This is a genomic window from Dickeya oryzae (assembly GCF_009372235.1).
GTDB lineage: Bacteria > Pseudomonadota > Gammaproteobacteria > Enterobacterales > Enterobacteriaceae > Dickeya > Dickeya oryzae.
Window position 1 is genome coordinate 238517 of record NZ_ML762924.1, and the last position, 14349, is coordinate 252865.

Below are 14349 nucleotides of genomic sequence, written 5' to 3' on the forward strand. Positions count from 1 at the left end.
AACCGCGCGCACCCGCACCGCCGGATCACGCGGATAAATGCAAGCCGTCGCGCAGAATCATGATGCGATGTTGGCTTACAGGCTGTAATTGCAGTATCGCACAGGTATACTCAGACACCCTGTATTTGAATTGCTTAACTGATTTCGGAGTCGTTACACCCCATGCAAGAGATTATGCCATTCATCAGCCGGCACCCGATTCTGAGCCTGGCCTGGATTGCCCTGCTGGTCGCGGTCATTGTGCTTACGGTGAAGAGTAAACTGTCCAAAGTAAAAGAAGTGGCTCGTGGTGAAGCGATCCAACTGATTAATAAAGAAGATGCGGTGGTGGTCGACACCCGTAATCGTGATGATTATCGTCGTGGCCATATCGCTGGCGCCATCAACTTGTTGCCGAACGACATCAAGAACGGCAGCGTGGGCGAGCTGGAAAAACATAAAGCACAGCCGGTGATCGTTGTGTGCGCTAACGGTATGTCGGCGCGCGAGTCAGCCGAACACCTGTTCAAAGCAGGGTTTGAGCGCGTTATGGTGCTGAAAGACGGGCTGGCTGGCTGGAGCGGTGAAAATCTCCCGCTGGTGCGCGGTAAGTAATGTGGCGTCCCTGATAAGGGGTGCTAGTGTGTTTTATGGCGTGTCCTTCCTGGCGAAAGGAAGCGCGCAAGGAAATCTAACGAAAGGGTATTATTCACATGTCTGAACAAAACAACGTCGAACTGACTTTCCAGATCCAGCGTATTTACACCAAGGATATCTCTTTTGAAGCGCCGAATGCGCCTCAGGTGTTTCAGCAGGAATGGAACCCGGAAGTGAAACTGGATCTGGATACCGCCTCCACCCAGTTGGCTGATGATGTGTACGAAGTGGTGCTGCGTGTCACCGTGACATCCACCCTGGGCGAAGAAACGGCGTTCCTGTGCGAAGTACAGCAGGCGGGTATCTTTACGGTCGCAGGCATTGAAGGGACCCAGTTGGCTCACTGCCTGGGCGCTTACTGCCCGAACGTGCTGTTCCCGTATGCGCGTGAGTGCATCACCAGCCTGGTTTCTCGCGGTACCTTCCCGCAGTTGAACCTGGCTCCGGTTAACTTTGACGCGCTGTTCATGAATTATCTGGAACAGCAGGCTGGTCAGGATGGCGCCGCAGCACAGACGCTGAATGCCTGATGAGCCAGTCTGACGCTGCAATGACAGTAATCGGTGCCGGTTCTTACGGCACCGCACTGGCGATCACGGTGGCCCGCAACGGCCACCGCGTAGTGCTCTGGGGGCATGACCCGGCGCATATTCAGGCGTTACAGGCGGCACGTTGCAATCAGGCGTTTTTGCCTGATGTGCCGTTCCCGGATACGTTGCAACTGGAAGCCGACCTGTCTCAGGCACTGGCGGCCAGCCGCAACATTCTGGTGGTGGTGCCAAGCCATGTGTTTGGCGATGTACTGCGCCAGCTTAAGCCTCACCTGCGTTCAGATGCGCGTCTGGTGTGGGCGACCAAAGGGCTGGAAGCGGAGACCGGGCGTCTGTTACAGGATGTCGCCCGCGAAGCGTTGGGTGATAGCATCCCGCTGGCGGTACTTTCCGGGCCGACGTTTGCCAAAGAGCTGGCGGCCGGGTTACCTACCGCGATTGCGCTGGCCTCCACTGAACCGTCGTTTTCCGACGATTTGCAACATCTGCTGCATTGCGGCAAAAGTTTTCGCGTCTACAGCAACCCCGATTTTATCGGCGTACAGCTGGGTGGCGCAGTAAAAAACGTGATTGCCATCGGTGCCGGCATGTCTGACGGTATGGGGTTTGGTGCCAACGCGCGTACTGCGCTGATAACCCGTGGTCTGGCGGAAATGACGCGGTTGGGGGTCGCACTTGGTGCGGATCCCACCACATTTATGGGCATGGCAGGCCTGGGCGACCTGGTGCTGACGTGTACCGACAACCAGTCACGTAACCGCCGTTTTGGCATGATGCTGGGGCAAGGGATGGATGTGGCCAGCGCCCAGAATCAAATAGGTCAGGTGGTTGAAGGATATCGGAATACCAAGGAAGTGATGGCGCTGGCGCAGCGTTACGGTGTCGAGATGCCCATCACCGAGCAACTCTGGCAAGTGTTGTATTGCGCGAAAGACGCCCGCGAGGCGGCGTTAAGCCTGCTTGGTCGTGCACGTAAAGACGAAAGTACCAGCCTGTGACGGTGAGTGATTGTTCGGGCCTTCCCACGGGAGGCCCGTTGTTGTTTTATTCTGATAGAGCATGGTGAAAGTAGTCGGTAATAGTCAGCATTAACGCGGTAGATTGACGGTTTTTCAAAGAGGTGTCGCGATGTCGAATGATGAGCTGGAACTGGTTTGGAAACACATTAAGGAAGAAGCGCGCAGTCTGGCGGAGTGTGAACCGATGTTGGCCAGCTTCTTTCACGCGACGCTGCTAAAACATGAAAATCTGGGCAGCGCGTTGAGCTATATGCTGGCGAATAAACTGGCCAATGCCATTATGCCGGCCATTGCTATTCGAGAAGTGGTGGAAGAGGCTTACCGTGCTGAGCCTCAGATGATTGCGTCTGCGGCACGCGACATTATGGCGGTGCGGCTGCGCGACCCGGCGGTGGATAAATATTCGACACCGTTGCTTTACCTGAAAGGGTTTCATGCGTTGCAGGCTTATCGCATCGGACACTGGCTATGGCGTCAGGACCGTCAGGCACTGGCTATCTATCTGCAAAATCAGATTTCCGTGTCGTTTGGGGTCGATATTCACCCGGCGGCGCGCATCGGTTGTGGCATCATGCTCGACCATGCTACCGGCATCGTGATCGGTGAAACGGCGGTGGTAGAAAATGACGTGTCGATTTTGCAGTCGGTGACTCTGGGGGGAACCGGTAAAACCAATGGTGATCGTCACCCTAAAATCCGTGAGGGGGTGATGATAGGCGCAGGTGCCAAGATTCTGGGTAACATCGAAGTGGGCTGCGGTGCCAAGATTGGCGCAGGCTCGGTGGTATTGCAGCCAGTACCGCCGCACACTACTGCGGCAGGCGTACCGGCGCGGATTGTTGGCCGCCCGGAAACTGATAAGCCCTCACTGGATATGGACCAGTATTTCAACGGCTCGCTGCGTGGTTTTGAGGACGGCGACGGTATTTAATCTTTTTCGGTTTGCCGCACGGCAAGCCGAGTCCCCACCCTGAACATCATCGCTTTCCTCGTCTTCCTGCCGTTTACTCTCTGTTTTCGCTAAGAAACTTCTCAAAAAACCTGTATTAACCCAAGCATTCCGTTTTAGGGGTATTTAACCCGGTAAGAATCATTGTATATCAGTGTCTGGCCCATGGCGTGCGGTGGAAAGCCTGCGGCAGACAACCCGAGCGGGTTGCGGGCGATTGACTTTTGGGAATGTTGTTTATGCGATTAATACTGATATCACACAGCCGCCTCTTCGCGTTGTCTGCTCTGTTCTTGATTCCGACGTTTGACGCTCTGTCCGCTGAAAATACCCCGACCGATAGCACTATGCTGCTCGATCGTACTACTCAGAGTGATCCGGCCCCGAGTTTCTGGCAACGCGCCAGTAATAACCTGTCGGAGACCTGGCAACACCCGCAGTCTCAGGACTTGTATGTGCCAGCGATTACCTGGCATAACCGCTGGACTTACGATAGGGCGAAGACCGATAAGTACAACGAGCGCCCCTGGGGAGCGGGGTACGGCGTATCGCGGTTGGATAGCGATGGCGACTGGCATGCCTTGTATGTCATGGCGTTTAAAGACTCGTTTAATAAGTGGGAACCGATTGGCGGTTATGGATATGAAAAACGCTGGCGGCCGCTGGAAGATCAGGATGTCCAGTTCGGGCTGGGGTTTACCGCAGGTGTCACCATGCGCGATAACTGGCACTATATTCCAATCCCGGTGCTCTTGCCGTTGGCATCGGTCAGCTATCAACGGCTGTCTTTTCAGGCTACCTATATTCCCGGCACCTATAACAACGGCAACGTATTTTTCGCCTGGCTACGGTGGCAATTCTGAGTAGTCGAATGGCTATATTTTGTTCTGATGTAAACCATATTGAGGAAAATTCAGTCGCCTGACTCGACTACAATGCTTCATCTGTTTCGTGTTATAGAGCGAGTCACGCCGTGCCGTTATTAATCATTACCACCATTATCTGGTCGTTTTCGTTCAGCCTGATAGGCGAATACCTGGCCGGTCAGGTTGATAGCTGGTTTTCCGCCATGTTCCGACTGTTACTGGCGGCGTTAGTCTTCCTGCCTTTCCTGCGCTGGCGTGGTTATTCCGCTAAAGCCCTGGGGTTGTATTTGCTGGTGGGGGTTTTCCAGCTTGGCGTCATGTACCTGTTCCTGTTCCGTAGTTACCTTTACCTGAATGTACCGACGATTCTGCTGTTTTCAGTCATGACGCCGCTGTATGTCACGCTGATTTACGACTTGCTGAGCGGGCACCGCTTGCGTTGGGGGTATGCATTCAGCGCGTTGCTGGCGGTACTGGGCGCGGCGGTGATCCACTACCACGGCGTCAGTGATCATTTTTGGTGGGGATTGTTGCTGGTTCAGGCGGCGAATATCTGTTTTGCGTTGGGGCAAGTAGGGTATAAGCGGCTGATGGAAGTGTATCCGATGCCGCAGCACAGCGCCTTTTCCTGGTTCTATCTTGGTGCGGCGTTGGTGACCCTGGTGGCCTGGGCGCTGTTTGGTAATGTGACCAAGCTGCCCACCGCGCCGGTACAGTGGGGGGTATTGGTGTTTCTCGGCGTGGTGGTTTCGGGCCTGGGCTATTTTATGTGGAACTATGGCGCAACGCAGGTGGATGCCGGTACGTTGAGTATTATGAATAACTTTCACGTCCCGGCCGGGTTGCTGGTCAATTTCGCGTTCTGGCAGAAAACGCCGAACTGGACCAGCTTTGTTATCGGGTCAGCGATTATTGCGCTGGCCTTGTGGGTGCACCAGCGTTGGGTCGTGAAGCGTCCCGCACAAACGGCAGATGTTCGCAGGCATGCTGGCGCGCAGAACGAATAAATGCTTCGATAACTGGCTGACGCTGCTCACCGTCGCGAACGGCGGCATAGAGCCGACTCCATAAGCCGTCCCCCAGGGTTTTGGTGACCACCAGACCCTGGCGTTCAAAACTCTCCACCACCCAGTGCGGCAATGCGGCGATACCCATGCGTGCCGCCACCATTTGGATCAACAGCAGCGTATTGTCCACACTTTTTAGTGACGGGCTGACCCCAGCAGGTTGCAGGAAGTGACGCCACACATCCAGTCGTTGGCGTTGAACCGGGTAGATCATGAGCGTTTCCTGCGCCAAATCATCAGGCACGATGACAGCCTTGGCCGCCAGTGGATGATCCGGCGATAACACCAGTCGTACCTCAAAATCGAACATCGGCGAATAGTGCAGACCGCTACGCGGCAGAATGTCAGAGGTCATCACCAAATCCAGCTCGCCCTGTTGCAGGGCGGGTTGTGGGTCAAAGGTGACGCCGGATTTGAAGTCCATGGCCACTTGCGGCCAGCTCTGGTGAAATTGTTCCAGCGCCGGTGTTAGCCACTGGATACAACTGTGGCATTCGATAGCCAGTCGCAGGGTGGTTTGATGCGGTTCGTTGCAGGCCTGAAGGGCTTGTTGAATCTGCGGCAGGATCTGCTCAGCCAGCTGCAGCAGAATTTCCCCCTGCGGCGTAAAGCGTAGCGGCTGGCTCTTACGGACGAACAAACGGAACCCCAAACGTTGTTCCAGATCGCTGAATTGATGCGACAAGGCCGATTGCGTCTGATGGAGCTGTGCAGCGGCGGCGGCTAACGAGCCCGTGGTGCGCAGTGCCTGTAGTGTCCGTAAGTGTTTGAGTTCGATCATGAGAGTCCTTCACAGTGACGGTGAATAAATTGCGCTTGTACTGACTACACTACCTGCGGATTATGGATGTGTAAACATCTGGACGGCTAAATGGGGATTCAAACATGGCAATTCTAAATCACACTCTCGGTTTTCCGCGTGTCGGGCTGCGTCGTGAACTGAAAAAAGCGCAGGAAAGCTATTGGGCAGGGAACAGCACGCAGGAAGAACTGCTGAATGTGGGCCGTGAGTTGCGTGCCCGTCACTGGCAACAACAGAAAGACGCTGGCGTTGAATTGCTGCCAGTGGGCGATTTTGCCTGGTACGACCATGTGCTGACTACCAGCCTGTTGCTGGGGAACGTGCCAGCCCGTCACCAGAATGCGGATGGTTCTGTGAATCTGGATACCCTGTTCCGCATCGGCCGTGGCCGTGCGCCGACCGGTAATCCGGCAGCGGCGGCCGAAATGACCAAGTGGTTTAACACCAACTATCACTATATGGTGCCGGAATTTACCAAAGGCCAGCAGTTCAAACTGACCTGGACCCAACTGCTGGATGAAGTCGATGAGGCATTAGCGTTGGGCCACAAGGTGAAACCCGTGCTGCTGGGCCCGATAACCTACCTGTGGCTGGGGAAAGTCAAAGGGGAAGCCTTCGATCGTCTGGAGCTGTTAAGCGCGGTATTGCCGGTGTACCAGCAGGTGCTGGCTGAGCTGGCTAAACGCGACATCGAATGGGTGCAGATTGATGAGCCGGTGTTGGCGCTGGAACTGGATGCTGAATGGAAAGCGGCGTTTAAACCGGCTTACGCTGCGCTGCAAGGTCAGGTGAAGTTACTGCTGACCACCTATTTTGACAGCATCGGCCAGAATCTGGACGTGATCAAGGCACTGCCGGTGCAGGGGCTGCATGTCGATCTGGTTCACGGCAAAGACGATGCTGCCGCACTCAATACACAGTTACCTGCCGACTGGGTGCTATCGCTGGGGGTCGTCAACGGTCGTAACGTGTGGCGTGCCGATCTGGCGAGCTGGTTCGAGCGTCTGCAACCGTTGCTGGGCAAGCGTACATTGTGGCTGGGTAGTTCCTGCTCTTTGTTGCACAGCCCGATTGATCTCAGCGTCGAAACGCGTCTGGACGAGGAAGTGAAGAGCTGGTTCGCTTTTGCGATTCAGAAGTGTCAGGAGCTGGCGTTGCTGACCAAAGCGCTCAACAGCGGCAATGGCGACGAACTGGTGGCATATAGCGCACCGATCCGTGCCCGCCAGACATCGACCCGTGTGAATAACCCAGAAGTGGCGAAGCGTCTGGCTGCGATCACGGCACAAGACAGCCAGCGTCAGAACCCGTATCCGGTTCGTGCACAAGCGCAGCGTGCGCGTTTCCAGTTACCAGACTGGCCGACCACCACCATCGGTTCGTTCCCGCAAACTACCGAAATCCGTGGCCTGCGTCTGGATTTCAAACAGGGTCGTCTGGATGGACAGAACTACCGCATCGGCATTGCCGAGCACATCAAACAGGCGATTGTGGAACAGGAACGTCTGGAACTGGATGTACTGGTGCACGGCGAAGCTGAACGTAACGACATGGTGGAGTACTTCGGCGAGCATCTGGATGGCTTCGTGTTCACCCAGAACGGCTGGGTGCAAAGTTACGGTTCCCGTTGTGTTAAACCGCCGGTGGTGATTGGTGACATCAGCCGTCCTGAGCCGATCACGGTTGAGTGGGCGAAGTACGCTCAATCGCTCACCAGCAAGCCGGTAAAAGGCATGCTGACCGGCCCGGTTACGATTCTGTGCTGGTCCTTCCCGCGTGAAGACGTCAGCCGTGAAACTATCGCTAAGCAGATTGCGCTGGCGCTGCGCGACGAGGTGGCGGATCTGGAACAGGCCGGTATCGGCATCATCCAGATTGACGAACCGGCGCTGCGTGAAGGCTTGCCGTTGCATCGCTCCGACTGGGCGGCGTATCTGGAGTGGGCCGTCGATGCGTTTCGCCTGAATGCGGCGGTTGCGAAAGACGATACCCAGATTCATACCCACATGTGCTACTGCGAATTCAACGACATTATGGATTCCATCGCGGCACTGGATGCGGACGTGATCACCATCGAAACCTCGCGTTCTGATATGGAACTGCTGGAATCGTTCGAAGAGTTCGAGTATCCGAATGAAATCGGCCCAGGCGTGTACGACATTCATTCACCGAACGTACCGAGCGTCGAATGGATTGAAGCCCTACTGCGTAAAGCGGCTCAGCGTATTCCGGCAGAACGCCTGTGGGTGAACCCGGACTGCGGCCTGAAAACGCGTGGCTGGCCGGAAACCCGTCAGTCACTGGCGAACATGGTGCAGGCAGCCAAGCGCCTGCGCGAAACAGCGGAATAAGTCAGCCGAAAACGGTGATGGGGAATGGCGCAAAGGATGAAAGGACACGCGTGAACCACAGGATGTGATGCCCAGGGTTGGGGCGTTCCACATCACCGCCTGAAATAACAAGGGAGACGATGGTGTAAGGGAGACGATAGTGTCTCCCTTATTTTTTCTTTTCGCTTTATCGGTGGAATTACACCACGCCGTAGCGAGCGAACCACGCCAGCATACGCTGCCAGCCGTCTTTGGCTGAAGCTTCATGGTATGTCGCACGGTAGTCGGCATGGAAGGCGTGATCGGCATCGGGATAAACTACGATTTCCGCATCTGCATTGACTGCCCGTAGTGCCTGACGCATGGTTTCCACCTGTGTGAGCGGAATACCTTTATCCTGCCCGCCGTATAGCCCAAGCACCGGGGCGCTCAGATCTTTGGCGACATCTACCGGATGTTGGGGCGAGGTCAGTGTTTTTTCGGCAACCAGCTTGCCGTACCAGGCAACCGCGGCTTTTAACTGCGGATTGTGTGCGGCATACAACCAACTGATGCGTCCACCCCAGCAGAAACCGGTAATTGCCAGACGTTTGGCATCCCCACCCTGGCGTACCGCCCAGTGTGCGGTATGGTCAAGGTCAGATAAGACCTGATTGTCTGGCACCTTGCTGACCAATTCACTCAGTAATGTGGGGATATCGCTGTATTGCTGTGGGTCGCCCTGCCGGAAATAGAGTTCCGGTGCGATGGCCAGATAGCCCTGTTTAGCCAGCCGCCGACAGACATCACGAATATGCTCATGTACACCGAAGATTTCCTGCACGACCAGTACAATCGGTAAGGGGCCGTCGGCCTGTTCGGGTTTGGCAAGATAGGCCGGCAGATTATCACCCTGTGAAGGTATCGTGGTTTCACCGGCCACCAGCCCGACGGCATCGGTGGTAATGGCGGAAGAAGCCAGCGGCATGACAGCTGGCGAAAATGCCCGTGTGGTCTCTCTGAGTGTCAGTAGCTCATCGGTTTTCATTGCCTTTCCTTTATCAAGACTGGAATCTGCCAGCGGGACATGTCGCACCCGCGTTAAGCAAGTGTAGGAACTTTGTAGTGTATTGCGAATTTCGGCAACCAAATAGGGCAATCGGTGCCACACGCTGTGCCACATTGTGTGGCGCAATAACGGGTGATTACAGTCTAAAGTGTGATTAAAATCACATTATTAATGTAAATAGATGTTCGTTACTTTCTAATGAGCGACGTGCTTCACTTAACGGCGACAATCTGTGCGCTAAGATTGTCTTGTACCTGACGGCTTGCCTGGGAGGCGTTTATGTCCGATGTATTTCATCTCGGTTTAACAAAACAGGATTTGCAAGGAGCCACGCTGGCGATAGTGCCCGGCGACCCGGCTCGCGTGGAAAAGATTGCCCGCTTGATGGAGAACCCGGTCTTTCTGGCGTCGCACCGGGAGTTCACCTCCTGGCGTGCGGAACTGGCGGGCAAACCGGTAATTGTCTGCTCCACCGGTATTGGCGGCCCCTCTACCTCGATTGCAGTCGAAGAACTGGCGCAACTGGGTGTGCGTACCTTCCTGCGTGTCGGCACAACCGGTGCTATCCAGCCGCATATCGCGGTGGGCGATGTGCTGGTCACCACCGCCGCGGTACGTCTGGACGGTGCCAGCCTGCATTTTGCACCGCTGGAGTTCCCGGCGGCGGCGGATTTTGCCTGTACCTGTGCACTGGCAGAATCAGCGCGTGAAGCAGGGGCGACGCTGCATGTCGGCATTACCGCCTCTTCAGATACCTTCTATCCGGGCCAGGAACGCTACGATACCTTTTCTGGGCGGGTCGTACGGCGTTTTCAGGGGTCGATGGCAGAATGGCAGAGCATGGGCGTGCTGAACTATGAAATGGAATCCGCTACGCTGCTGACGATGTGTGCCAGCCAGGGGCTGCGTGCTGGTATGGTCGCGGGAGTGATCGTCAACCGCACCCAGCAGGAAATCCCCGATACCGCTACGATGCAAAAGGCGGAACACGCGTCCGTCAATGTGGTGTTGTCGGCGGCTCGCAAATTGCTGAGCGCCTGAGCGTTGTGAAACCATCAAGAGTTGTGATGTCATCAATAGTTATGATGTTATTACCGGGTCGCTAGCCCGGCAGGGCGGTACGAGCGTGTTCGTACCGCCTTTTGTCTTTCTGTACACCGACCCCACGAGCTGTTCATCGGTTTGTCTGCCTTCATGCTAATTTAATTGTCAGGCCGGATAATGCCCGTTAGTCGCCGTCGTTCGACGATGGTGTAACCGTAATCATTCAGTACAGATAACGGATCCTTGATAGCTAACCCTTGATAATTCATTTTTGATAACGACAGGGAAAGGTATGACTTCATCCTCATTGTTACATCCCTCGTTGCTGCCGCTTGATGGCGGCGTCAATTTTCGTGATTTGGGCGGTATCCGCGTAGCGGATGGGCGGCAGATCAGGCGTGGCAAGCTGTTTCGTTCCGGTGCGCTGGATATGCTGAGCGAGCGGGATATCGACCATCTCGCCAGCGTGCCGGTGGCCCATGTGGTGGATTACCGTGATCAGGACGAGGCGGCGTTGCGGCCCGATCGTCTGTGGTCTGGCGCGCGTTACCATCCGGTACCGGCTAATCCGTTGCGTCATGAGGTCACCGCCAGCCTGGAAACGCTAGGCTCGGAAAAACTCGAGGCATTCGATTCCCGCGCGTTCATGATGGAACTGTATCGCCGTTTACCGTTTGGCAATCCGGCGTATCAGCATCTGGTGGCGTTGTTGCGCCAGCCGGATGACGGTGCCTTGGTGCAACATTGTGCGGTAGGCAAAGATCGTACCGGTATTGGTTCGGCGCTGGTGCTATTCGCACTGGGGGCGGATGAACAAACGGTGATGGAAGATTATCTGGTTACCGAATCCACGCTGATTCCGTTTCGCCGCCAGTTGTTGGAAGACCTGGCGTCCAGCCTGAGCGAGAAAGCGCTCAAGCGGTTTGATTTTGTGCTTTCTGCCCGTGAAGAGTTTTTGGTGACGGCGCTGCACACCATCCGTGAGAAGCACGGGTCGGTGGATAACTGGCTGGCGCAGGATTACGGTCTGGATGCCTCATCGCGTGATGCGCTACGGGATAAATATCTGGCGTGAAGGTGTTAGCGATTAGCGCAAAACCGGGAGCGATAGCTCCCGGTTTATGTTGATGGGTAACTAGCCGGTATTGCGCATCCCGGCCGCGACGCCCGCGATGGTGACCATCAGCGCTTGTTCTACCTGTGGGTCCGTCGTGTCTTGTTGACGTGAGCGGTGCAGCAATTCCGCCTGCAATACGTTGAGTGGGTCGGTATAGACGTTACGCAACGCGATGGATTCGGCAATCCACGGCAGGTCGGCCATCAGATGGTCGTCGTTAGAGATAGTCAGCACCGCCTGGATGTCTTTTTCCAACTGTTCACGCAACTGTTTGCCAAGCGGCCACAGTTTTTCGTCTACCAGCCGCTGGTCGTAGTATTCCGCCAGCCACAGGTCGGCCTTGGCAAATACCATCTCCAGCATGCCGATACGGGTGGAGAAGAACGGCCAGTCGCGGCACATGGTTTCCAACTGGCTCTGATGCCCCTTGTCGATCACGTCTTGCAACGCCGCACCGGCACCCAGCCAGGCGGGCAGCATTAAACGGTTCTGGGTCCAGGCGAAAATCCACGGAATAGCGCGCAGGCTTTCCACACCGCCGTTCGGCCGACGTTTGGCCGGGCGTGACCCCAGCGGCAGTTTGCCCAGTTCCAGTTCCGGCGTGGCGGCGCGGAAGTAGGGCACGAAGTCCGGATTTTCCCGCACATAACCACGGTACATGTCGCAGGAGATACGCGACAACTCATCCATGATGTGATGCCACTCCGGCTTCGGCTCCGGTGGCGGCAGCAGGTTGGCTTCCAGAATGGCGGACGTGTAAAGCGACAGACTGCTGATGGTGACTTCCGGCAGACCGAACTTGAAGCGGATCATCTCGCCTTGCTCGGTCACACGCAGGCCACCTTTCAGGCTGCCCGGCGGTTGGGAGAGCAGTGCGGCGTGAGCTGGCGCACCGCCACGGCCAATTGAACCGCCGCGACCGTGGAACAAGGTCAGCGCGATACCGTATTTTTCGCAGGTTTTGATCAGTGCGTCCTGTGCACGGTACTGTGCCCAGGAGGCCGCCATCACCCCGGCGTCTTTGGCTGAATCGGAGTAGCCAATCATCACCATCTGTTTGCCCTGAATGAAGCCGCGATACCAGTCGATATTGAGCAACTGGATCATCACGCTGTCGGCGTTATTCAGGTCGTCGAGGGTTTCGAACAACGGGGCGACTGGCAGCGCGTACGGGCAACCGGCTTCTTTCAGCAGCAAATGCACCGCCAGCACGTCGGACGGGGTACGCGCCATCGAGATAACATACGCGGCAATGGAGTCGCGTGGGGTTTCGGCAATCACCCGGCAGGTTTCCAGTACTTCCTGTGTGTCAGCACTCGGTTCCCACTGCCGCGGCAGCAACGGACGCTTGGAGTTCAGCTCGCGGATCAGGAACGCCTGCTTGTCGGATTCAGACCAGCTTTCATAATCCCCCAGCCCCAGATAGCGGGTGATTTCCGCCAGTGCGTCGGTGTGACGGGTACTTTCCTGGCGCACGTCGATGCGCACCAGCGGTACACCAAAGCAGCGTACCCGGCGCAGCGTATCCAGCAATTGACCATCGGCGATAATCCCCATGCCGCAGGCATGCAGCGACTGGTAACAGGTGTAAAGCGGCTCCCATAGCTGGTCGTTGGTGACCAGCAGATCGTTGGGCGGCACCCGTTGTTCGCCCTTCAGGCGTGCGTCAAGATAGTCCAGCGTGGTGGTTAACTGCGCACGCAAGTTTTTCATCAATTCGCGATAAGGTTCCTGCACCTCATCGCCGCCAGCCAGTTGTTGCAGTTTGGGCGTGCACGTTGTCATCGACAGTTCAGATACCAGCACCTGCACATCCCGCAGGAACAGGTCGGCGGCTTTCCAGCGGCTTAACAACAGCACACGACGGGTGATTTCAGAGGTCACGTTCGGGTTGCCATCGCGGTCGCCACCCATCCAGGACGTAAAGCGCACCGGCACTGAATCCACCGGCAGGCGATAGCCCAGTTCCTTGTCCATCTGCTCATCGAGTTCACGCAGGAACGCAGGCACCCCTTCCCACAGGCTGTTTTCCACCACAGCAAAGCCCCACTTGGCCTCGTCTACCGGCGTCGGGCGGATTTTACGGATCTCATCGGTATGCCAGTACTGGGCAATCAGCTGGCGCAGACGGCGCATGATCTGATGGCGTTCGTAGTCGGCCAGGTCGTCGTGATCGAGCTGCTTGAGACAGGTATTGACCTCTATCAGCTTGTGAATCAGCGTGCGGCGGGTAATTTCCGTTGGGTGTGCGGTCAGAACCAGCTCGATAGACAGCGATTCCACCGCATTGCGGATGTCTTTGTCGCTCAGGTTGTCGCGGCTTTTCAGGTTGCGAAACACCGTCGCCAGCGCTTCCGGGTTACTGGCCGCTTCGCCGTGCGGAGAAATACTGTGGTACTGCTCGGCGGTGTTGGTCAGGTTAAGGAACTGGCTGAACGCACGGGCGACCGGCAACAGTTCTTCGTTGGACAGGTTTTGCAGCGTGGTCAACAACTCCTGACGGTGTGTTTCACTCCCCGCCCGCGACGCTTTAGATAGCTTGCGGATGGTTTCAACCCGCTCAAGGATATTGGCACCCAGCGCATCCTTGATGGTATCGCCGAGCAATTTACCCAGCATGCTGACATTGCTCCGCATGGCGGAATATTGTTCATTCATAGTTACCCTGACCCACCTCATGATTTTGTAAATTTATTACACACAATGACTGTATGGTTACTGTCTGTTATCTAGCCACGTTCGCGATTGTTCGTCAATGAACGTCATTTAATCCCTACAGTTGTACCCGTTTAACCGGTACAAAGGCAATTTGTGAAATTTAATTACAAAAGCTTGCCTATAAGAGTCACTTATTATTTTTACGTTTCAGAGGGGAAAGACGAGGGGGGGAGGGCAAGCCAGTCCGGTGCTCCTGCGGGTG

General features: G+C 55.9%; 12 protein-coding genes. 9 read left to right on the forward strand and 3 right to left on the reverse strand.

The annotated features are described in order from the left end of the window. Positions 1-162 precede the first annotated feature (162 nt). From FAZ14_RS11070 to FAZ14_RS11095, 6 genes are all read left to right on the forward strand, one after another. Positions 163-594 (forward strand): rhodanese-like domain-containing protein, encoded by a 432-nt coding sequence (locus FAZ14_RS11070; protein ID WP_012882919.1) that lies wholly within the window; start codon positions 163-165, stop codon positions 592-594. 98 nt (positions 595-692) lie between these two features. Continuing rightward, positions 693-1166: a protein-export chaperone SecB gene (secB, locus tag FAZ14_RS11075; RefSeq protein WP_012882920.1), complete on the forward strand. Its 474-nt coding sequence runs from the start codon at positions 693-695 to the stop codon at positions 1164-1166. After that, positions 1166-2185, forward strand: a complete 1020-nt coding sequence (gene gpsA, locus FAZ14_RS11080; RefSeq protein ID WP_153508528.1) for an NAD(P)H-dependent glycerol-3-phosphate dehydrogenase — start codon at positions 1166-1168, stop codon at positions 2183-2185. The genes secB and gpsA overlap by 1 nt, the downstream gene beginning before the upstream one ends. 130 nt (positions 2186-2315) lie before the next feature. Further along, complete coding sequence (gene cysE, locus FAZ14_RS11085) at positions 2316-3137, forward strand: serine O-acetyltransferase (protein ID WP_012882922.1); 822 nt, start codon at positions 2316-2318, stop codon at positions 3135-3137. Between the two features lie 257 nt (positions 3138-3394). Continuing rightward, a complete protein-coding gene (gene pagP / locus FAZ14_RS11090; protein ID WP_029456591.1) occupies positions 3395-4018 on the forward strand; it encodes a lipid IV(A) palmitoyltransferase PagP in 624 nt (207 codons plus the stop codon). Positions 4019-4128: 110 nt separating this feature from the next. Next, the gene (locus FAZ14_RS11095; protein WP_033581498.1) at positions 4129-5028 is read left to right on the forward strand and encodes a carboxylate/amino acid/amine transporter; all 900 of its coding nucleotides are present in this window, start codon (positions 4129-4131) and stop codon (positions 5026-5028) included. Here FAZ14_RS11095 and metR read toward each other — a convergent pair. Beyond that, positions 4931-5869: an HTH-type transcriptional regulator MetR gene (gene metR / locus FAZ14_RS11100; RefSeq protein WP_016943444.1), complete on the reverse strand. Its 939-nt coding sequence runs from the start codon at positions 5867-5869 to the stop codon at positions 4931-4933. The two genes, FAZ14_RS11095 and metR, sit on opposite strands and share 98 nt — an antisense overlap. A 104-nt stretch (positions 5870-5973) precedes the next feature. On the opposite strand from metR, the gene metE reads away from it, so the two are divergent. Beyond that, on the forward strand, positions 5974-8241 hold the full coding sequence (gene metE / locus FAZ14_RS11105; protein ID WP_153508529.1) for a 5-methyltetrahydropteroyltriglutamate--homocysteine S-methyltransferase: 2268 nt from the start codon (positions 5974-5976) through the stop codon (positions 8239-8241). A 178-nt stretch (positions 8242-8419) separates the two neighbouring features. Here metE and FAZ14_RS11110 read toward each other — a convergent pair whose 3' ends face one another. Further along, positions 8420-9247: a dienelactone hydrolase family protein gene (locus FAZ14_RS11110; protein WP_016943442.1), complete on the reverse strand. Its 828-nt coding sequence runs from the start codon at positions 9245-9247 to the stop codon at positions 8420-8422. A gap of 300 nt (positions 9248-9547) precedes the next feature. Between FAZ14_RS11110 and udp the strand changes: the two genes are divergently transcribed. Together udp and FAZ14_RS11120 are read left to right on the forward strand one after the other, a co-directional pair. Further along, positions 9548-10309, forward strand: coding sequence for a uridine phosphorylase (udp, locus tag FAZ14_RS11115; protein WP_038903005.1), 762 nt, complete (start codon positions 9548-9550; stop codon positions 10307-10309). 295 nt (positions 10310-10604) lie between these two features. After that, complete coding sequence (locus FAZ14_RS11120; protein WP_012882929.1) at positions 10605-11387, forward strand: tyrosine-protein phosphatase; 783 nt, start codon at positions 10605-10607, stop codon at positions 11385-11387. A gap of 60 nt (positions 11388-11447) precedes the next feature. On the opposite strand, the gene ppc is transcribed toward FAZ14_RS11120, so the two are convergent. Next, positions 11448-14087 (reverse strand): phosphoenolpyruvate carboxylase, encoded by a 2640-nt coding sequence (gene ppc / locus FAZ14_RS11125; RefSeq protein WP_016943440.1) that lies wholly within the window; start codon positions 14085-14087, stop codon positions 11448-11450. Positions 14088-14349: the final 262 nt, after the last annotated feature.